The sequence below is a fragment of the Ruegeria sp. K3 genome, from assembly GCF_056531845.1.
The window spans coordinates 53,345-72,164 of the sequence record NZ_JBQFMM010000016.1 but is presented as its reverse complement, the minus strand read 5'-3'; the positions used below and the strand labels follow the sequence as shown (position 1 = coordinate 72,164).

The window sequence follows — 18,820 nt, the reverse complement described above, 5'->3', positions numbered from 1 at the left end:
TGCTCCCCCATAATCCCCAAAGGATACTGAACAGGCATCTCCCATCCCGCAAAATCAACCAACTTACCCCCCAACTCAACATGCAAAGCGTGAAGAGGCGTGCGTTTTAATTCGGTCATCAACTTAACCTTTCAATCAGCGGGACTGGTCGCGAACGACAGTGACGGTGCAATGCGCGTTGCGCACGACGCGGGCCAGGTTCGGGCCAATCTCGTAGTTCGGAAAATCGCCTTTGGTCGAGGCCATGACGATCAGATCAAAGCCCTCTTTGTAGGCGAGCTTCAGGATTTCGCGGTAGACGCTACCTTCTTCGATATGGACCGCCACATCAGATGCACCGTTGTGATCCAGTATTGCCTGAACCGCATCGCGCACGTGGTCTTTTGCGCCTGCGCCATAATTGGCAGGCAGGTTCGGCAACTGGATGATCTCAGGAATGACGGAAATCGCGTGCAATTCGGCACCGTAGAACTTTGCTTGTTCTTGTGCGAGTGGCAGGGCGTTCTTCCACGAACGGTCGTCGGTGTGATCAATCGGCAGCAGGATTTTCGTGGCCATCACGTCTCTCCTCGAGAAATGGAATTCTGTTTGAAGCCGGGGGGCCGGGATGGCCCCCCCGTATTTTCATCCGAGATTATTCGGCGGGTGTGCCGCCCGGCTCTTCGGACTTGCCGCCAGAGGCAAAGAACTCTTTCGTCAATTTGAAGACGATCGGGCTCAGTAGCGCCAGGGCGATCAGGTTCGGAATGGCCATCATCGCGTTCAGCGTATCGGCCAGCAGCCAGATGAAGCCCAGATCCGCAGTTGCACCGAAATAGATCATGACTATCCACAGAACGCGGTAGGGGAGCAGGGATTTGACGCCTAGCAGGAACTCAACACATTTCTCGCCATAGAAGGACCAGCCTAAAATGGTGGTAAAGGCAAAGATCGACAGAGCGATGGCGATCAGATACCCACCGATACCCGGCAGCGACAGTTCGAACGCGTGACTGGTTAGTGCTGCACCGGATTCACCCGATGTCCACGCACCCGACGAGATGATCGCCAGACCGGTGATGGTGCAGACGATGATCGTGTCGATGAACGTACCCAGCATCGCGATCAGGCCCTGGTTGACCGGACCTTTGGTTTCGGCCGCGGCATGCGCGATCGGAGCTGAACCCAGACCGGCTTCGTTCGAGAATACGCCACGTGCCACACCAAAGCGGATCGCGGCCCAAACGGCGGCACCCGCGAAACCACCTTCGGCGGCCGATGGGGTGAAGGCATAGGTGAAGACCAGCGACAGAGCGGAACCGATGTTGCCGATGTTGATCAGCAGAACCAGCAGACCTGCGACGATGTAGGCAATCGCCATAAAGGGAACCAGTTTACCGGCAACCGCACCGATGCGGGTGATGCCGCCCAGGATCACGGCCGCGGTCAGAACCATCAGGACAACGCCGGTAACCGAAGTGTTCAGGCCGAAGTTCGACTCCAGAACCTGTGCAACACCATTGGCCTGTACACCGTTGCCGATGCCGAACGCCGCGATTGCGCCGAACAGAGCAAATGCAACACCCAGCCAGGCCCATTTCGCGCCGAGGCCATTTTTGATGTAGTACATCGGGCCGCCTACATAGTTACCAAGCTCGTCTTTTTCGCGGTATTTCACCGCGCAGACAGCTTCGGCATATTTGGTGGCCATGCCCACCAGGGCGGTCATCCACATCCAGAACAAGGCGCCCGGACCGCCCAGGAAGACAGCAGTGGCCACACCAGCGATGTTGCCCGTACCGATAGTCGCAGATAGCGAGGTCATCAGTGCGTTGAATGGGCTGATCTGGCCCTCGCCCTGACCTTCGCGGCCTTTGAACAGCAGGCTGAAGCCTGTGCCAATGCGCAGGATCGGCATGAACTTCAGGCCGACCTGCAGGAAGAAGCCAACGCCGAGAATGAGAACCAGCATCAGCGGCCCCCACACGACGCCATTGATGGCCCCTACGATTGAATTTAACGCTTCCATGGATTCCCTCCCATTTGCGTTAGGTTTATGCCCTGTTCGCCAAAGCCCGCTGGCGGGCCTGCTTGAGGGCGGCAAAGTCTTCGTCCGCGTGGAACGATGATCGGGTCAGCGGCGTTGCCGACACGTGCAAAAAGCCCTTGGAACGCGCGATCTGTTCCAGTTGGGCAAATTCTTCCGGTGTCCAGAACCGGTCAATCGGATGGTGTTTAGGGGTCGGTTGCAGATATTGGCCGACGGTTAAGAAATCGACATTGGCCGCGCGCAGGTCGTCCATGACCTGACGGACATCGTCCAGACTTTCGCCAAGCCCGACCATCAGGCCAGATTTGGTAAAAAGCTCCGGGTTCGCGCGTTTGGCATCATCCAGCAGACGCAGCGAGGTGTAATAGCGTGCACCCGGTCGCACAGTTGGATAAAGGTGCGGCACAGTTTCCAGATTGTGGTTGAAAACGTCCGGCGCCGCTTCAAATACGATCTCTGACGCAGTGCCTTTTCCAAGAAAATCGGGTGTCAGAACCTCGACAGTCGTACCGGGGTTCTGATGGCGCACGGCACGGATGGTCTGAGCGATATGCTCGGCCCCACCATCTGCTAGATCATCGCGATCGACCGAGGTGATCACCACATGAAGCAGGCCCAGTTTCTTGACGGCGGCGGCGACTCGCCCGGGTTCAAACACATCCAGAGCATCCGGGCGACCCGTTGAGACATTGCAGAACGAACAACCCCGCGTGCAAACCTCACCCATGATCATCATGGTGGCGTGGCGCTTGGACCAGCATTCGCCGATATTGGGGCAGGCGGCTTCTTCGCAGACCGTCGCCAGATCATGCTCGCGCATGAGGCGTCGTGTTTCATAGTATTCAGCGCTGTCGCCCTTTTTCTTGCGAATCCACTTGGGCTTGCGCGGGATGACACTGTCGGCCTTTTTGGCTTTTTCCGGGTGGCGAGGGCGAAGCTGGATGGTCATCTGGCTGGTCTCCCTTATGCGTGGATCGCGCGGCCCAAGGCGTCGAGGCAGGCTTCTTTGACGGCCTCGCCCATGGCCGGGTGCGCATGGCAGGTTGCAGCGACTTCGGACACCGTTGCGCCCTTTGTCATCGCCAGAACCAGTTCAGCGATTAGATCGCCGCCATGGGCTCCGCATATATGCGCACCCAGGATCTGGCCGTTCGGGTCTGCCAGAACCTTCACTGCACCGTCTGTTTCACCGGTCGAACGCGCGCGCGAGTTCGCCATGAAGGCGAATTTGCCGACCGAATACTCGGCACCGGATTCTTTCAGTGCTTCTTCGGTCAAACCAACCGAGGCGACTTCGGGGTCGGTGTACACCACGCCGGGAACAGTGTTGTAATCGACGTGGCCAGCTTCGCCTGCCAGCATTTCTACACAGGCGACACCATCTTCTTCGGCCTTGTGCGCCAGCATAGGTCCGGGAACGCAATCACCGATGGCGTAGATGCCCGGGACAGATGTCTGAAATGCGCCATCAACTTCAATGAAACCGCGTTGGTTCACGGCCACGCCCAGCTCTTCCAAGCCAAGGCCACGTGTGACTGGGCGGCGACCCACGGCGATCAACACCTTGTCGGCCTCGATCACTTCTTCTTTGTCCTTGCCGACGCGGTCCACAGTTAGTGTCAGACCAGTATCCGTTTTGTCGACGGATTTCAGTGCCCGGCCCAGCTGGAATTTAAGGCCACGTTTTGACAGCGCGCGTTGCGCCAGTTTGGCAATTTCACCATCCATGCCGGGCAGCACGCGGTCCAGATATTCGACGACCGTAACTTTAGCTCCGAGACGCGCCCAAACTTGCCCAAGTTCCAGTCCGATGACACCGGCACCGATCACCACCAGATGCTCGGGCACACTCTCCAGCGCAATCGCGCTCGTCGAACTGAGGATATCTTGCTCGTCAATCTCAATTCCTGGCAACGGAGTAGGTTCGGAACCAGTGGCAATGAGGATGTTCTTGGCCTCATGGACTTCGTCACCTACCTTGACCTGACCAGCGGCCGGAATACTGGCCCACCCTTCGATCAGATCAACGCCGTTTTTCTTGAACAAAAACGCAATGCCCTTGGTCAGGTCGCCTACGATCTTGTCCTTGCGTCCCATCATTGCGGGCACATCGATGCTGGCCCCCTCGACCGCAATACCGTGGGAGGAGAGATGTGCAAGTTCGGCATATTTGGCCGAGGAGGTCAGCAACGCTTTGGAGGGTATGCACCCCACATTCAAACAGGTCCCGCCAAGCGCACTGCGGCCTTCAACGCAAGCGACTTTCAGGCCCAGCTGTGCCGCGCGGATCGCGGCGACATAGCCGCCCGGACCGCCCCCGATGACAATAAGATCGTAAGTCATTTGGTCTTCTTTCAGTAGATCGGGTGGCTTGCGCAGAGCGCGCGGACCTTTTCACGGGTTTCCTTTTCGACGGTCTCGTCACCGTCAGACGATTGTGCCAGCGCGTCGAGCACATCACCGATCATGTGGCCAATCTGTTTGAACTCTTCTGGTCCAAACCCACGGCTGCAGCCTGCGGCCGTACCAAGACGGATGCCGCTGGTGACAGTGGGCTTTTCGGGATCACCCGGAACGCTGTTTTTGTTGCAGGTGAATCCTGCACGCTCTAGCGCCGCTTCGGCGTCTTTGCCGGTTACGCCGACTGGGCGCAGATCAACCAGCATAAGGTGGTTTTCAGTGCCACCCGAAACGATGTCACACCCGCGCGCCATCATCACGTTGGCCAGGGCCGAGGCACTGTCGACAACGCGCTGCATATATTCTTTGAATTCAGGCTGCAGCGCTTCACCAAAGGCGACTGCCTTGCCTGCAATCACATGCATCAGGGGGCCGCCCTGCAGACCCGGGAAAACAGCCGAGTTGATCTTTTTTGCCAGCGCTTCATCGTTTGTAAGAATAATCCCACCGCGCGGACCGCGTAGCGTCTTGTGCGTAGTCGACGTAACAATGTGTGCGTGCCCGATGGGCGAGGGATGCAGGCCGGTCGCAACCAAGCCGGCGATGTGGGCCATGTCTGCCAGAAGCCATGCGCCAACTTCGTCGGCAATGGCGCGGAAGCGTGCGAAATCGATCTTTTGCGAATAGGCCGATGCGCCTGCAATGATCAGTTTGGGCTTTTCGGCTTTCGCCAATTCTTCAACCTGATCATAGTCAATCAGCCCGGCCTGGGTCAGGCCATATTGAACCGGACGGAACCACTTGCCGGACTGGGCAGGTTTTGCGCCATGGGTCAGGTGACCCCCAGCATCCAACGACATACCAAGAATCGTGTCCCCCGGGCTGAGTAGTGCCAGCTTAACCGCCCCGTTGGCTTGCGCGCCCGAGTGCGGCTGAACGTTTGCATATTCACAGCCAAACAGCTTCTTCAATCGGTCAATGGCTTCGGCCTCAACCTCATCCACATATTCACACCCGCCATAATAGCGGCGACCCGGATAGCCCTCGGCGTATTTGTTTGTAAGTACGGAACCCTGCGCATCGATCACTGCCTGAGAGACGATGTTCTCGGAAGCGATCAGTTCGATCTGTTCAGCTTGGCGTATGCCCTCGCGTGCGATCGATGCAGCGATGACGGGATCAGCCTCGGTGAGCGGTTTTGTGAACATGATCTCCTCCTGTAATCTCGTTTCCAGTGTACGAAATTATGTTTCCTATAGTGGAATTCGTGTACGCAAGGCAACAAAAATTTCATCACAGTAAAGTTGTTTGGCTCGGGGGAAATGAGTAAGCTGTGATAAAACAAGGAGATTCCCATGTCTGAGGACAACCTGAAAGATGGTGCCGGACCGGAAGAACAGGACGAGGGGGCGGCTTTGGGTCGGTCGATCCGGGATGCACGCCGCGCAAAAGGCTGGACATTGGAGGAGGCCGGGCGCGAAGCGGGAATCGGTCGATCAACACTTTCAAAGATCGAAAACAACCAGACACGTCCAAGTTTCGAGATCGTGCGGCGGCTGACACAGGCCTTGGACATGAATACGCCACAGCTGTTCTTGCAGTCCGCCCAATCGGGAATTTCGGGGCGACGTGATTTTACGCCGAAAGGGCAAGGCGAGATAAGAAATACGCCGACCTACATGCACGAATTGCTGTGCTCGGACCTGACCAGTAAGCGAATGCTTCCTTATATCGCGACGATAAAAGCGCGTGACATATCAGAATATGAGAACTGGATCAGGCACACAGGCGAAGAATTCATGTACGTTATCAGTGGCGAGTTGATATTCGTATCCGAGCATTACCGCCCCTTACCGATGAAACCCGGAGATTCTCTGTACTACGATAGCGGTATGGGGCATGGCTGTATTTCTACGAGTAAGGAAGACGCCAGGGTCTTGTGGGTTTCGCTGGAATGACGCGTTAGGCCACGGCGCTTTCGCGCAGAATACCAATACCAACCTGAGCAAACGGATATCTCATGGACCGGACTATTTTCACTGGAACTATGCCTGCCCTTATGACGCCGTGTAAGGCCGACAGGACACCTGACTTTGACGCGCTGGTCAAAAAGGGCAAAGAGATGATTGCGGCCGGCATGTCCGCTGTCGTCTATTGTGGCTCGATGGGGGATTGGCCGCTTCTGACGGATGCCCAACGGATGGAGGGCGTGGAACGACTGGTCGACGCTGGCTTGCCGGTTGTCGTGGGGACGGGTGCCATCAACTCGAATTCCGCTGTGGCGCACGCAGCACATGCACAGAAGGTCGGCGCGGCAGGGTTGATGGTTATCCCTCGGGTTCTGTCACGAGGCTCATCGGTTGCCGCGCAAAAGAACCACTTCAAGGCTATTCTTTCTGCGGCAGCGGACGTGCCTGCGATCATCTACAACAGCCCTGTCTATGGGTTTGCCACTCGTGCGGAATTGTTTTTTGCACTGCGGGCCGAGCATCCGAATTTGGTTGGCTTTAAGGAGTTCGGGGGCAAGAGCGACCTGCGCTATGCCGCAGAACATATCACATCGCAAGACGGTCAGGTCACCTTGATGGTAGGCGTCGATACTGAAGTCTACCATGGGTTTGTGAATTGCGGCGCCACCGGATCGATCACCGGGATAGGAACTGCACTGCCCAAAGAGGCATTGTTGCTTGCGGTGCTTTCGAAAAAGGCAGCAGAGGGACATGCCGAAGCACGGTTGCGTGCGCGCGAACTGGACGAGGCATTTGGCGTTCTGGCAAGTTTTGACGAAGGCACAGACCTTGTTCTTTATTACAAGCATTTGCTGGTGCTGAACGGCGAAGAGGAATACCGCCTGCATTTCAATGAAACCGACGTGTTATCTGACGCCCAGCGAAATTACTGCGAGCAACAGTACAATTTGTTTAAGTCGTGGTTTACCGATTGGGTTCGTCAGGGTGGGGTCATTGCGGAATGCATGTGATTGACAGCCATACCGGTGGAATGCCCACACGGGTCATTCTGGACGGGGGGCCTGATCTGGGTTCAGGATCACTGGCTGAACGCGCCAAGCGACTGGCAACGGAACATGAGCGGTTCTACAAGTCTGTTCTACTGGAGCCGCGCGGCCAGCCCGGCATGGTCGGGGCGCTCCTTGTCGAACCGGTCAGTGCTGATTGCAAAGCGGGCGTGATCTACTTTGACGCGGATGCGGTACTGGGCATGTGCGGCCATGGGACGATCGGGTTGGGCGTAACATTGGCGCGTCTTGGACAGATCGAGGTTGGCGCGCACCGAATCGAAACTCCGGTAGGTGAGGTTAAGATTGATCTGCTGGACGCCAACACCGTGCAGGTCACCAACATTGAAAGCCGCCGCGTTCTTCATTCCGTGACGGTCGAGACTGCAGAGCATGGCACCGTCACCGGCGATGTTGCTTATGGCGGCAATTGGTTCTTCATTGTTGAACCAAGCCCGATCCCGATTGCGCCTGAGAACATTCGCCCGCTGACCGACATGGCTATCGCAATTCGCGAAGCCTGCATTGCGCAAGAAGTTGGCGGGGAAAATGGCGAGCCGGTTGATCATGTGATCTTTCAGGGCACCTCACCGAATGCAGGTATCCATAGCAGAAACTTTGTTCTGTGCCCCGACGATGACTATGACCGTTCGCCTTGCGGCACCGGCAGCTCGGCCCGGCTGGCCTGCCTCGCGGCCAGTCGGCGCTTGTCCGCTGGGGAAGAAATCGTTCAGGAAAGCATCATCGGAAGTTCGTACAGGCTGTCCTATCAGCCGGGGCAGGGCGGGGGCATTGTCCCTCAGCTAACTGGCCAGGCGCATGTGATGGCAGAGGGTAAGCTTTTCTTTGCGCAGAATGATCCGTTTCAATTTGGTATTGCGCGTTGACGCAGGGAGAGGAGCAAGACGGAATCCCATTCGGGCGTCGTGTTCAGAAAATCGTATCAGGTGGACAAACCGGCGTAGACACTGCCGCATTGGAGTTTGCCCGCGCAAACGGCATCCCTTTCGGTGGCTGGGTGCCGAAGGGTCGAACGAATGAGGATGGGTTGATTCCGGCGCATCTCAGCGGGCTTGTTGAAACGAAGTCTGAAGATGTCGCTGAACGGACAAGGCTCAACGTCTTTGCCAGTGACGCCACGCTTGTTTTTATCGACGGATCAGACAGTCCCGGCACGCGGAAAACGGTTGAGTTTGCAGTTGATGCTGAAAAACCGCATCTGGTGGTGGATATAAGAAAAGGAAAGGCCGATTGCGCGCAACAGATGCTGGATTGGTTGAGAGCCAACCCTGTCACTGTTCTGAACATTGCAGGCCCGCGCGCTTCTGAGGCCCCCGAGATTGGCCCGCGCGTGCGCAAGGTACTGGACAACTGTCTGGATCAGTTTGTTCAGCCCAAGTAATCGCGCAGTGCTGGCGGAGGATTGTTGAAGAGTGTCTCGGTCTCAGCAGGTGGATGTGCGATTTGATCCGCAACCAATACGGTTTGGTCGGTTATCCGAAGCGCATCCCGTGGGTCGTGGCTGACCATAAGCAGGGTGGTTTTGGTCTCGGCGACTAATTCAGCGACCAGATCGAGCATCTCAGTTTTCAAGGCAGGGCCAAGGGCGGCGAAAGGTTCGTCGAGCAATAACACCTGACGCTTTTGCACAAGGATCCTCGCCAGCGCCACGCGGCTTTGCTGACCACCTGACAATTCGGCGGGCTTTCTGGCCGCCATTCCCTGCAGGCCAACGCGGCCGAGGGCCGATTGAATGTGGTGTTGGTCGTCTGCAGTCAAACCTCCATTGGGCCTTAGGCCCAGGGCGACATTCTGTTCGGCGCTCAGGTGAGGAAACAGGTTTCCGTCCTGAAACAGCATTGCCATCGGTCGACTGCCTGGTGGTAATGTCGATAGGTCATGATCCTTCCAGTGGATGTGCCCACTTCTCAGGTCTCGAAAACCGGCGATAGTTTCAAGAAGTGTTGATTTTCCCGCCCCCGACGGACCGATGATCGCAACGCTGGATCCGGCCTTGACCTCAAGGTCAGCGCTTAATTGGAAATCGCCATTTGCGATGATACAATTGTCAAGCTTCAGCATGCCAGCGACCCCCTCGATCCAGAACCCAGAAAACACCCATCGATAGTATAAGCAGCAGCAGCGCGCCTCCTGCTGCTGCCTGCATCTGGTAGGCGCCCATCAGGCGGTAGATTTGCAGGGGCAGCGTTGCGATCTGCGCATCTGCAAACAGGGCGATCACACCCAGATCACCCATCGACAGTGCTGCGGTCAGGCCCGCGGCAAAGCCAATTTGGGGCCGCAGGCGCGGAAGCATGACACGCAGGAAAAAGGACCAGTTGTTCATGTTCAGGGCCAACGCCAACCGCCCGTGCCGTTCCAACACATCGCGCGCTGCGGGAACCAAAATTCGAAGGGCGAAGGGCAAGGCCATGACCGCGTTCACAAGCGCGGTTACCGGCAACGCAAGAGTTGTCGGATTGGCCAGCGGGCGGATCAGAATAAAGAGACCCGTACCAATGACCAGGGGCGAGGCGGCGAGGCCAAGAAGTCCGCCAAGTTCGACGATGCCGAACCGGCCTGTCGCGACGGCTGTCGCCATGGGCAGTGCCAGCAGTAATAGGAGCATGGTACTGGCGGCGGCAACACAGATTGAAATTATAGCGGCACGGAACACCAAAACCGGCATCTCAAACAGCCCAGCGATACCCGAAATCGTGACGGATGCCAGAGGTAGCAGCAGGAACGCGGCGGCAGTGATAATCCAAAACGCATCCAACAGCGGTCCTCGGCCATCCCAGCGCCGGATCTCACGATTCAGGCCGGTACCAAACCCGTCGCCGCGCGAGAACTTTAAGGCTGCCAACGCAGCCGCTGCAGTCAGGACAAGTTGCAAAGCGGATAATAAGGCGGCGCGCCCTAAGTCAAAATCATATGTAAAGGCCTGATAGATCGCGAGTTCAATCGTGGTGGCGCGCGGCCCTCCACCCAGCGTCAGGGCAACCGCAAAACTGGTCAGGCAAATGGCGAAGATCACGGCCAGCACTCCGGGCAGAATGCGGCGAAGCATTGGCAATTCGATCAAACGGAACATTGCCATTCCTTCGCACCCAAGTTGGGCCGCTAGCCGGAAACGCTCGGCAGGGATCTCCTGCCAACCCTGCAAGATCAGGCGTGTTGCCAGAGGTAGATTAAAAAATACGTGGGCCAGAACGACACCATGCAGCCCATAGATTCGAATTGGCGGCAGGCCGAAATAGCCTAACGCGTCCGAGATCCATCCTGCCCGGCCAAAGACCTGAAGCAATCCCAGAATGGCGACGATGACCGGTAGGATGAAAGGTGCACCCAACAGCGTGATCAGGACTCGCCTGCCGGTGAACCGGCGGCGCGCTAGTGCGCGGGCGACCGGAATAGCCAGACCGGCGCTGAACATTGCAGAGAGCGTCGCCTGGAGCAGGGTAAAGCGTAAGGCAGCCCAGTCGGCGGGACCAAACCCGCCGCCTGCATCTGCCCGCACCGCCACCATGAACAACGTGCCCAATATCAGTGCGGCAACGATGGCCGCCGCACTGACACCGGGGAGTGGGTTTACTGGCTGAGTGCGCCCAACCATTCCGAAAGCGCCTGTTCCCGCGCGATGGCGGCTTGGACCTGATCAAACAGCAGAGACTTCTGAGGGATCGTTAGAGTTTCAAAACCTTCGGGCAGACCGGAAGATGGAGTTACGGCCGGGTACATCCAGTTGGTTGTTGGAATGATCGTCTGAAACGCGTCAGACACCATGAAGTTCAGAAACTGATCTGCCAACTCGGGCTGATCGGAATTGGCTAGCTTGGCCGCAACCTCGACCTGCATATAATGGCCTTCGTCAAAGGCTGCTGCTGCTTTGCTGGCATCTTCCTCGGCAATCAGGTGATAGGCTGGCGAGGTCGTATAGCTTAGAACCATGTCGGCCTCACCTTCAAGGAACAAGCCATATGACTCGGACCAGCCCTTGGTAACCGTCACGATATTGTCAGCAAGGTCAGCCCAGATTTCTTGGGCTTCATCGCCATACGCGGCCTTGACCCACAGCAGAAGACCCAGCCCCGGCGTCGATGAACGCGGATCCTGAATGATGATCTTGATGTCACTATCTGCCAACTCGCGGAAGCTGTTAGGAGCGGCAAAATCTGCATTGTGAACAAATGCAAAGTAACCCCAGTCGTAGGGTGCAAAAACTGTGTCGGTCCACTCGATGGGCAGAGAATACTCGGCAGTGACTGAATGAGGTGCAAACAGGCCGGTTTCTTTAGCTGCCGATATCAAGTTGGTATCCAAACCCAATACAATATCGGCGTCGCTGTTTTCGCCTTCCAGCCGAATGCGTGACAGCAGTGCCGCGCCATCTTCGACGCCGACAAGGTTCAGGTCGCATTCGCATTGCGCTTCAAACGCCTCTTCGACCTTCGGGCCGGGCCCCCAGTCCGAAACGAAGCTGTCGTAAGTATATACGGTCAACGTGGGCTTATCGGCTGCCACAGCCGAAGTCGCAGTCAGTATTCCCGCAGCAATTGCCAGATGTTTCATATCATCCTCCAATGCGGCGAGAGGGTAAGGATGGATGAAACCTGTACCTTTCCCTCCGCCGGTTCTAGCCGGTTCAGGTTCAACGGGTTTGCCAATTGGCATCTCAGCGCGGTCTTTAGCGCACCCCGAGGTAGGGTCGTGATTAGGGGGATGAGAGGACGATTTCAACCGAAATCGTTAGGTTCTCGTTCAATAAGCATTGAGTGAAATACAATAAGAACGAGCCAAGAAGCCAGAGAAGTCCTTTAGGAGATATGCGCATATTTGACGCGCATATAGTATATTGGTATTCTCAGGCACATGGAGGCCAAGACAGAATGAACGCTCAACCACGCAAACCGACCAATCTATCACTTGATAGCGCTTTGCTCACCGAGGCCAGAGCGCTGAACGTGAACCTGTCGCGTGCCGCCGAAGAAGGAGTGCGTGCCGCCGTTGCCGCTGCGAAGGCAGCACAGTGGAGGGCCGAAAACGCGGAGGCACTGCAAAGCTCAAACTCGTATGTTGAACGGCACGGGTTGCCCTTGGACCGCTTTCGTCAGTTCTGATGCCGAAATACGATGTATTCCCCAACCCATCCGGCGATGGCTATCTTCTGGATGTGCAAACCGATCTTTTGAGCGATCTGAATACCCGCATGGTGGTGCCGCTTTTACCAAAAGCACATGCGCCGAAACCAGCGACCCGCCTCAACCCTGAGTTCCTGATAGATGGTGTGCTGGTTGTAATGATGACCCAGTTCATGGCTGCTGTTCCTGTGGGACTCCTCAAATCACCAGTGGGTCATCTGAAAGATGATTTCGAGCAGATCACCGTGGCTGTAGACATGCTGATGCAAGGGTTCTGAACGACAATAGCTGGCCTCATTGGCCAGCCACTTTGCGCGCATAACACCTGTCAGGTGTTATGCTTCTGCTCTACTTGTCGCGCAGTACCACGACACTGCAATGTGCATGACGGACCACACGTGCAGCCGTTGAACCGATCAGATAGTCCGAAAGGCCCGGTTGGTGTGACGCCACCACTATGCAGTCCACTTTGTGTTCTTCGGCCCAATCCAGAATGGAATTTGTTGGATGACCTGTAACAACATGAGTGCCGATCTTCGGAGACTCCATCGATGCGTTCAGTTTGTCCTCAAAATCAGAAACGCTTTTCTGAACCTGCTCGGGTGGAAAGTACGACCCGATATACGAAGGTAGTTCTTCGAGAACGGACAGCACCGATACTGTCCCGCCATCCGACAGCAAGCGGCTTGCTGCATCCAGAGATTTGGCACAGTCGTTGATGTGATCAGGGGCGACTGGAACGAGGATATGGTTATACATCTGTACCTCCGGATTATTTCAGGATGTTGGGCAACCAGGTGGCGATCTGCGGGAAGATGAAGATTAGGGTCAGGCCAACGAACTGGAGTGCCACAAACGGGCCAACCGAATTGTAGACATCCCCCATGCTGACATCCTTGGGCAGAACCCCTTTGATCCAGAACAGCACAAAACCGAACGGAGGTGTCAGGTAAGCGATTTGGATGTTCACGATGAACAGCGCGCCAAACCACAGCTTGTCGATCCCCAATTCGTCGATAATCGGGATGAACAGTGGTGTGCACAGCATGATGATGGCCCAATCATCCATCACCATACCCAGGACGAGGATGATCAGCATCATCATCAGCAGGATGCCGGTTGCACCGCCGGGCATGGAAAGAACCAGATTGGTCAGCAGGTCCTGGCTGCCAAGCGTGTTGAACACATTAAGATAGACAGTGGCACCAATCAGAATCCAAAGCCCCATACCGCTGAGCTTCAAGGTGGACACCAACGATTCCCTCAGCACCTCCCAGGTCAGTTTGCCGTAGATCAGGTTGATGACAAAGGCGCCTGCGGCACCAAATGCGGCAGCTTCCGCCGGTGTTGCGATACCGCCCCAGATGACGCCCAGAACGATGATGATGAGTAAGGCAAACGGCCAGATGCTGAGAACGGCGGTCAGTTTTTCGGTGCGGGTGAATTTCTGATCAGCGGGCAGGGCGGGGCCCAGCTCGGGCTGGATTTTACAACGTACGCCGATGTAGATCGTGTAGAACGTGGCCAGCATCAGGCCGGGTAGCAACCCCGCCATGAACAGGTCACCGATCGAAACCTTGGCCAGCAATCCATAGAAGATGAACGGAACGCTTGGTGGGATCAGAGCACCCAACGCACCGCCTGCCGCGATACAACCGATCGCGATACGGCGATCATATTTGTAGCGCATCATCGAAGGATAGGCGATCTGACCCATCGTGGTGGTCGCCGGTGGTGTGATGCCGGTGATTGCAGCAAAAACAGTACAGACCTGAACTGTACCCATCGCGAGACCACCATGAATGTGGCCGATCAGCTTGTAAACGGCGTCATAGGCCGTTTCGGCTATCCCCGAAAATCTTATGAGTGAGCCCATGAACAAGAACAATGGCACTGTGACCAGTACCGAATTCCAAGGCGTTGAATAGAATGCACTGGGCACGGACAACAGCGCGCGAGGTTCGAAAACCAGGGCAAATAGAACCGCTGTTCCGCCCAAGCCGAACGCAACCGGCAGCCCCATGAAAAGGATCCCAAACAGTATTAAGAAATACAGCGCTGTAATTAGTTCGAGGCTCATGATCTTTAGTTTCCCTACCTAGTGGCCGTTCGCGCGGTCTTTGCCGGGTTGTGTGTCAGCAGTGCTTTTAACACTGACATGCGCCCGTCTGGTCCGCTGGCCCGACGATCAGGCCAGCGAAAGAGTTTTAGCTATATTGGAAAGATGACATTGCGCGGGATTATTGCGCGTTCGCCTTGTCTTCCAGGAACCTCTTGAAGATTTCCACGCCTTTGGCGTTGCCCTCGGATGCGGCTGCAACCTGCGGCCACACTTCGGCAATGGATTTCTCGCGCATACGAGCAACTTCTTCATCGCTCAGCTCGATTACTTCACCACCGGCATCGCGCAGGATTTGAAGCGCTTCTTCGACACCTTCCGCATGCATGCGGCTGGTTTCGAAATAGGTTTCTTCGAAAACACCGTTGATCTTTTCGCGCTGCCAGTCGGTCAGGGCGTTCCAGCTCTGCAGGTTGATGAAGATCTCCTGGTGCTGAGCAGGGTTCCAGCCGGGCATAATCGCATAGTCGATAACTTCCTGGAACGACATGTCATCGATGCCGCCTGTATCCCAGTAGGTGCCTTCGATGGTGCCCAGTTTGATTGCGGTGTAAATCTCACCACCGTTCATCGAGACCGGCGCGCCGCCCATGGTCGAGTGGAAGATGGCCTGGGGTCCACCGGCGCGCATCTTGCGGCCTTCCAGATCTTCCAGTTTTTCGACGCGGAACTTGGTGAACATTGCGTTCGGTCCCTGGTTGGTCCAGCCTGCCCACTGCAGGTTCCGCGCGTTGGCGGCCTCTTGCACGATGTCCCCAACGCGGTAGTCGGGGTTGCCCCACATCACTTCCCACGCTTCTTCGGTGTTGTCGGCGCCCATGGCCATGCCAAACGCCAGCATGCCTTCGGGCATGTCTCCACCATAGACTGAACCCCAGCCCGCGTAGCCATCGGTCAGTCCAGCCGCCGCTGCGCCAAAGGCCTCTGCACCACTGACCAGCGCCCCTGCGGGCTCAACACGGATTTTGACGGTGCCTTCAGTCGCTTTTTCAACTGCTTCAACCCATGGGATCAGACCGTTGTCCCAGCCGGCATCGGTTTGGTCAAATGCGGGCTGGAAGGTCCACTCGGTCACTTCATCCGGCGGCCCATCTTGTGCTACGGCAATGCTTGCGGTCACGGCTATGGCGCCTGCCCACATGGTTGTGTGCACAAACCTGTTTGGTTTCATGTTAATTCCTCCTCGTTAGTTGATCAGTCTATTTTCGTATGTATTTGCAGGCGCCCAGGCCAGCGTGCCTAACTGCGCCCGAAGATCGTTTGCAGATCGCGGAGCAAGTGTTTCAGGACCACCAAGAGAACCATTGCACCGCTGAGTGGGATCGCAAATTTGATCGGATAAATCGGGATCGGAATGGATGTCGGGGTCTTCTGATTAAGCATCAAGGACAGCGATGCGGCTTCGTAACCCTTCCAGATCAATGCGACCAGAAACAGGATTGCAATCGGTGCCGTCAGGACATCCAAAATCGCTTTTGACCGCTTGCTGGCGTTTGCATAAAACAGGTCGAGTTTGACGAAACTGTCATGCTGCAACGCATAGACGCCGCCGGTGCAGGCCAACAACACCATCGCAGCTTGCAATGTGGTGCCGATCCACTGGGAGGGCGCGTTCAGTACATAGCGCATGAATACGTCCGACACGCCAAACGCCATGCAATACAAGATGAGAAACCAGCCGATGCGGCCCATGACTTCTGAGATTGCGCTTGTCAGCTTTTCCAGACCGCGCATCAGCATGCCAACCTCGTTGTGTTTTTCATGGATCTGGTTCTCCCTCAAAAAATCTGTGCGCTGAATTGATGTACCGGACCCTTCGCGTCGGGGTTCGGACGGACATCAGAGAAACGTCTGCTGAATCGCTGTTCACAGAGTCGACGCATATCCCACTCCTGCAAAACCATGCGAACGGTCACCCTCCCTAGTCGCATCGAACGGCCCGGGTGATCCCTGATTTCGACATGGAACTTCCCGGATCGCTACAGCAAACGCGAAGGAGTTCGACTGAGAAAGATACAGTTGTTTGTAATAATGGGTACAGATTTCATCGCGCCAAGTGACTGTTCGATGCCGCGATTCAGTCCCGCGCGTTAAGATGTTACAAGTTCAACAATGGCAGCGCAGGTTGCTTAAGCACATCTCTGGTCTGTATAAGTACTTTAAAAACATAGCGTTGGCTGAAGTCTCTTTTTTGAGTTATCATCAACCCGCTTTTAGTAAGAGCGCTATTGCTTTCAGTATTGCCAGTACAGAATTGGGGAATTTGGCGTCGTTTCCACTTTGCATGGAGCACTTGAAAACATGGATACAGTTTGCAAATCGCGTCGCAGAATTTGCGACTAGAGCCTGACAGGACATGACACAACGGTTGAGCATCGACAAAACTCAGTCCAGCGGTTTGCGAGATCAGATCGTCTCGCAGATTTCACGACTCATTTTTGAAGGTTTGATGCCGTCTGGACTAAAGCTTGCCTCATGTCGGGGGTTGGCGCGGGATCTCGATGTTTCGATCAATACGGTCGTCGCGGCTTATCGAAAGCTTGAAGAAGAGCAACTGATCGAGGCCCGGCCCCGCTCGGGTTATTATGTCTGCTCTGACGTGGGGATTCGCACGGACGGTGATGCGATTGGGCGAACCAGCACCAGACAGCGCACATCGATTGGCCAGAAACTGAACAAACTGCGCCGCACCGAAGAAATCGAAACCATCCAGCGCCCGAATGACTGGTATAAGTACGACTATCCGTTTGTGTGCAACCAAATCGATGATGGCGCATTCCCGGTTGCGGATTGGCGCGAATGCACTCGGTTGGCCATGAATCGAAAGCACCTGAAAATCTGGTCAGCGGACGGGCTGTACGAGGATTGCTTTGAACTTATCGAGCAGGTCCGGCAGCGCATCCTGCCCCGTCGCGGTATTTTTGAACCCAGCGACTCAATCCTGATCACATTGGGTTCGCAAAACGGGTTGTTTATCACCAGCCTGTTGTTCGGCGGGCGCGATAAAACTGCGGTTATGGAGGATCCGGGATATCCGGATGCACGCAAGATCCTTCAGGCAAATTTTGGGAATGTAAGGTTTCAACCCATTGATAGCGAGGGTTTGATCGTCGATGAACTTCTGCGCGAGGCTGACCTGGTATTCGTAACCCCCAATCGCCAGCACCCAACCACCGTTACGATGTCCGAGCGCCGCCGCAAGGCCTTGCTGCAGGCCGCTGAAGAGTATGATTTTTACATAGTCGAAGACGATTACGAATGCGATGTGGATTACCGGCATTCTACTTTGCTGCCGCTGCGCAGTCTGGATGACACGGATCGACTGATCTATTTGGGCAGCCTTTCCAAAGGTCTTTCACCAGGTTTGCGCCTGGGGTACCTGGCGGCTGCGCCAGAATTTATTGACGCCGCGCGCGATTGCCGGGGCATGATGATGCGCCATCCGCCGATGATCCTTCAGCACACTGCTGCAGCGTTTATCAACTTGGGGTACTATGATGGCTTGTTGCGCAGGGTTCGCCAGAATTATGAGCTGCGCTGGCATCTGGCTGATACGACGATCCGTGAAAAGCTACCCCATTTCCTGAAAACGGGCGAATTTGGCGGAACGGTTTTTGTGCTTTCTGATCCCGAGGCCCGGTTGGATGCCATGACGATATGTCAAGCCGCCCTAAAACGCGGTGTTATTGTGGAGCCGATCGGGCCCTGTTTTTCAAATAAAACCGCAGGGAGATACCACTTTCGTCTTGGCGTCTCGTCAATCCAACCCGGTTCTATCCGAAAAGGGATTGAGCTGTTGTCCGAAGTGATTTCAGACCTACGCGCAACAAACTCGTAATGTACCAGGGCGGGAGGCAAACCAATAGTCCGCAAGCTTAAAAAGATTGATCGATGGTTCAATCTCCGACAGCTGAGTTTTCCCCCCACAGCATACGTGACACCAGGCTGGCTAGAAGGCTCAGGACGTACCAAGTCAACAGAAAGCCGACGCATTCCAGGGCGAATGACCCCCATTTGTAGAATAGGTCAGCAATAACAAAGGCGATAAGTAGCCAGGGGGCTTCCTGCCGCAAGAATGACTTTACGCCTTGTGATTTAATCGCTCTGTGCATGAT

The 18,820-nt window shown here is 55.7% G+C and carries 19 protein-coding genes, 1 pseudogene and 1 riboswitch; of the genes and pseudogenes, 7 read left to right on the top strand and 13 right to left on the bottom strand.

Going from position 1 to position 18,820, the window contains the following annotated elements; translation table 11 throughout:
• The 6 genes and pseudogenes from gcvT to glyA form a co-directional block, all read right to left on the bottom strand.
• Nucleotides 1–119 (bottom strand): annotated as a pseudogene (gene gcvT / locus ACR0MP_RS20985) (glycine cleavage system aminomethyltransferase GcvT); the annotation flags it as partial.
• Between the two features lie 16 nt (nucleotides 120–135).
• Entirely contained in the window at nucleotides 136–558 is a 423-nt protein-coding gene (locus tag ACR0MP_RS20980; protein WP_480886677.1) for a universal stress protein, read from the bottom strand.
• A gap of 76 nt (nucleotides 559–634) precedes the next feature.
• Nucleotides 635–2,008: an alanine/glycine:cation symporter family protein gene (locus ACR0MP_RS20975; RefSeq protein ID WP_170587242.1), complete on the bottom strand. Its 1,374-nt coding sequence runs from the start codon at nucleotides 2,006–2,008 to the stop codon at nucleotides 635–637.
• Between the two features lie 25 nt (nucleotides 2,009–2,033).
• Complete coding sequence (lipA, locus tag ACR0MP_RS20970) at nucleotides 2,034–2,978, bottom strand: lipoyl synthase (RefSeq protein WP_170406893.1); 945 nt, start codon at nucleotides 2,976–2,978, stop codon at nucleotides 2,034–2,036.
• Between the two features lie 14 nt (nucleotides 2,979–2,992).
• On the bottom strand, nucleotides 2,993–4,372 hold the full coding sequence (lpdA, locus tag ACR0MP_RS20965; protein ID WP_170736205.1) for a dihydrolipoyl dehydrogenase: 1,380 nt from the start codon (nucleotides 4,370–4,372) through the stop codon (nucleotides 2,993–2,995).
• A gap of 11 nt (nucleotides 4,373–4,383) precedes the next feature.
• Complete coding sequence (glyA, locus tag ACR0MP_RS20960; protein WP_170465569.1) at nucleotides 4,384–5,637, bottom strand: serine hydroxymethyltransferase; 1,254 nt, start codon at nucleotides 5,635–5,637, stop codon at nucleotides 4,384–4,386.
• A 147-nt stretch (nucleotides 5,638–5,784) separates the two neighbouring features.
• Between glyA and ACR0MP_RS20955 the strand changes: the two genes are divergently transcribed.
• The 4 genes from ACR0MP_RS20955 (at nucleotide 5,785) to ACR0MP_RS20940 (ending at nucleotide 8,847) form a co-directional block, all read left to right on the top strand.
• Nucleotides 5,785–6,387 (top strand): helix-turn-helix domain-containing protein, encoded by a 603-nt coding sequence (locus ACR0MP_RS20955; protein WP_170393747.1) that lies wholly within the window; start codon nucleotides 5,785–5,787, stop codon nucleotides 6,385–6,387.
• A 62-nt stretch (nucleotides 6,388–6,449) separates the two neighbouring features.
• Nucleotides 6,450–7,409 carry a dihydrodipicolinate synthase family protein gene (locus ACR0MP_RS20950; RefSeq protein WP_480886674.1) on the top strand — a complete coding sequence of 320 codons (960 nt, stop codon included), beginning with the start codon at nucleotides 6,450–6,452 and terminating at the stop codon, nucleotides 7,407–7,409.
• Nucleotides 7,400–8,332, top strand: a complete 933-nt coding sequence (locus ACR0MP_RS20945) for a 4-hydroxyproline epimerase (protein ID WP_170406906.1) — start codon at nucleotides 7,400–7,402, stop codon at nucleotides 8,330–8,332. Before ACR0MP_RS20950 ends, ACR0MP_RS20945 begins: the two co-directional genes overlap by 10 nt.
• Nucleotides 8,329–8,847, top strand: a complete 519-nt coding sequence (locus ACR0MP_RS20940) for a putative molybdenum carrier protein (protein WP_480886673.1) — start codon at nucleotides 8,329–8,331, stop codon at nucleotides 8,845–8,847. Before ACR0MP_RS20945 ends, ACR0MP_RS20940 begins: the two co-directional genes overlap by 4 nt.
• Here the strand turns inward: ACR0MP_RS20940 and ACR0MP_RS20935 are convergent.
• Genes ACR0MP_RS20935 through thiB form a run of 3 tightly spaced genes read right to left on the bottom strand, consistent with a single transcriptional unit; the run spans nucleotide 8,835 to nucleotide 12,017 of the window.
• Entirely contained in the window at nucleotides 8,835–9,527 is a 693-nt protein-coding gene (locus tag ACR0MP_RS20935; RefSeq protein ID WP_170406911.1) for an ATP-binding cassette domain-containing protein, read from the bottom strand. The genes ACR0MP_RS20940 and ACR0MP_RS20935 overlap by 13 nt on opposite strands.
• Nucleotides 9,514–11,061: a thiamine/thiamine pyrophosphate ABC transporter permease ThiP gene (locus tag ACR0MP_RS20930; protein ID WP_223118454.1), complete on the bottom strand. Its 1,548-nt coding sequence runs from the start codon at nucleotides 11,059–11,061 to the stop codon at nucleotides 9,514–9,516. Before ACR0MP_RS20930 ends, ACR0MP_RS20935 begins: the two co-directional genes overlap by 14 nt.
• Nucleotides 11,037–12,017, bottom strand: a complete 981-nt coding sequence (thiB, locus tag ACR0MP_RS20925) for a thiamine ABC transporter substrate binding subunit (protein WP_170406919.1) — start codon at nucleotides 12,015–12,017, stop codon at nucleotides 11,037–11,039. Before thiB ends, ACR0MP_RS20930 begins: the two co-directional genes overlap by 25 nt.
• 32 nt (nucleotides 12,018–12,049) lie before the next feature.
• A riboswitch (TPP riboswitch) is annotated at nucleotides 12,050–12,155 on the bottom strand.
• A 179-nt stretch (nucleotides 12,156–12,334) separates the two neighbouring features.
• Between thiB and ACR0MP_RS20920 the strand changes: the two genes are divergently transcribed.
• Entirely contained in the window at nucleotides 12,335–12,565 is a 231-nt protein-coding gene (locus ACR0MP_RS20920) for a type II toxin-antitoxin system CcdA family antitoxin (RefSeq protein WP_170406922.1), read from the top strand.
• A complete protein-coding gene (locus ACR0MP_RS20915; RefSeq protein ID WP_170406924.1) occupies nucleotides 12,565–12,864 on the top strand; it encodes a CcdB family protein in 300 nt (99 codons plus the stop codon). Before ACR0MP_RS20920 ends, ACR0MP_RS20915 begins: the two co-directional genes overlap by 1 nt.
• Before the next feature lie 70 nt (nucleotides 12,865–12,934).
• Here the strand turns inward: ACR0MP_RS20915 and ACR0MP_RS20910 are convergent, their stop codons facing one another.
• From ACR0MP_RS20910 to ACR0MP_RS20895, 4 genes are all read right to left on the bottom strand, one after another.
• Nucleotides 12,935–13,345 carry a universal stress protein gene (locus ACR0MP_RS20910; RefSeq protein WP_170393765.1) on the bottom strand — a complete coding sequence of 137 codons (411 nt, stop codon included), beginning with the start codon at nucleotides 13,343–13,345 and terminating at the stop codon, nucleotides 12,935–12,937.
• A gap of 13 nt (nucleotides 13,346–13,358) precedes the next feature.
• Nucleotides 13,359–14,666: a TRAP transporter large permease gene (locus ACR0MP_RS20905; protein WP_170393768.1), complete on the bottom strand. Its 1,308-nt coding sequence runs from the start codon at nucleotides 14,664–14,666 to the stop codon at nucleotides 13,359–13,361.
• 160 nt (nucleotides 14,667–14,826) lie between these two features.
• Entirely contained in the window at nucleotides 14,827–15,876 is a 1,050-nt protein-coding gene (locus ACR0MP_RS20900) for a TRAP transporter substrate-binding protein (RefSeq protein ID WP_170393770.1), read from the bottom strand.
• Between the two features lie 68 nt (nucleotides 15,877–15,944).
• Entirely contained in the window at nucleotides 15,945–16,445 is a 501-nt protein-coding gene (locus ACR0MP_RS20895) for a TRAP transporter small permease subunit (protein WP_170393772.1), read from the bottom strand.
• 616 nt (nucleotides 16,446–17,061) lie between these two features.
• On the opposite strand from ACR0MP_RS20895, the gene ACR0MP_RS20890 reads away from it, so the two are divergent.
• Nucleotides 17,062–18,543 carry an aminotransferase-like domain-containing protein gene (locus ACR0MP_RS20890; protein WP_170406928.1) on the top strand — a complete coding sequence of 494 codons (1,482 nt, stop codon included), beginning with the start codon at nucleotides 17,062–17,064 and terminating at the stop codon, nucleotides 18,541–18,543.
• Nucleotides 18,544–18,820: the final 277 nt, after the last annotated feature.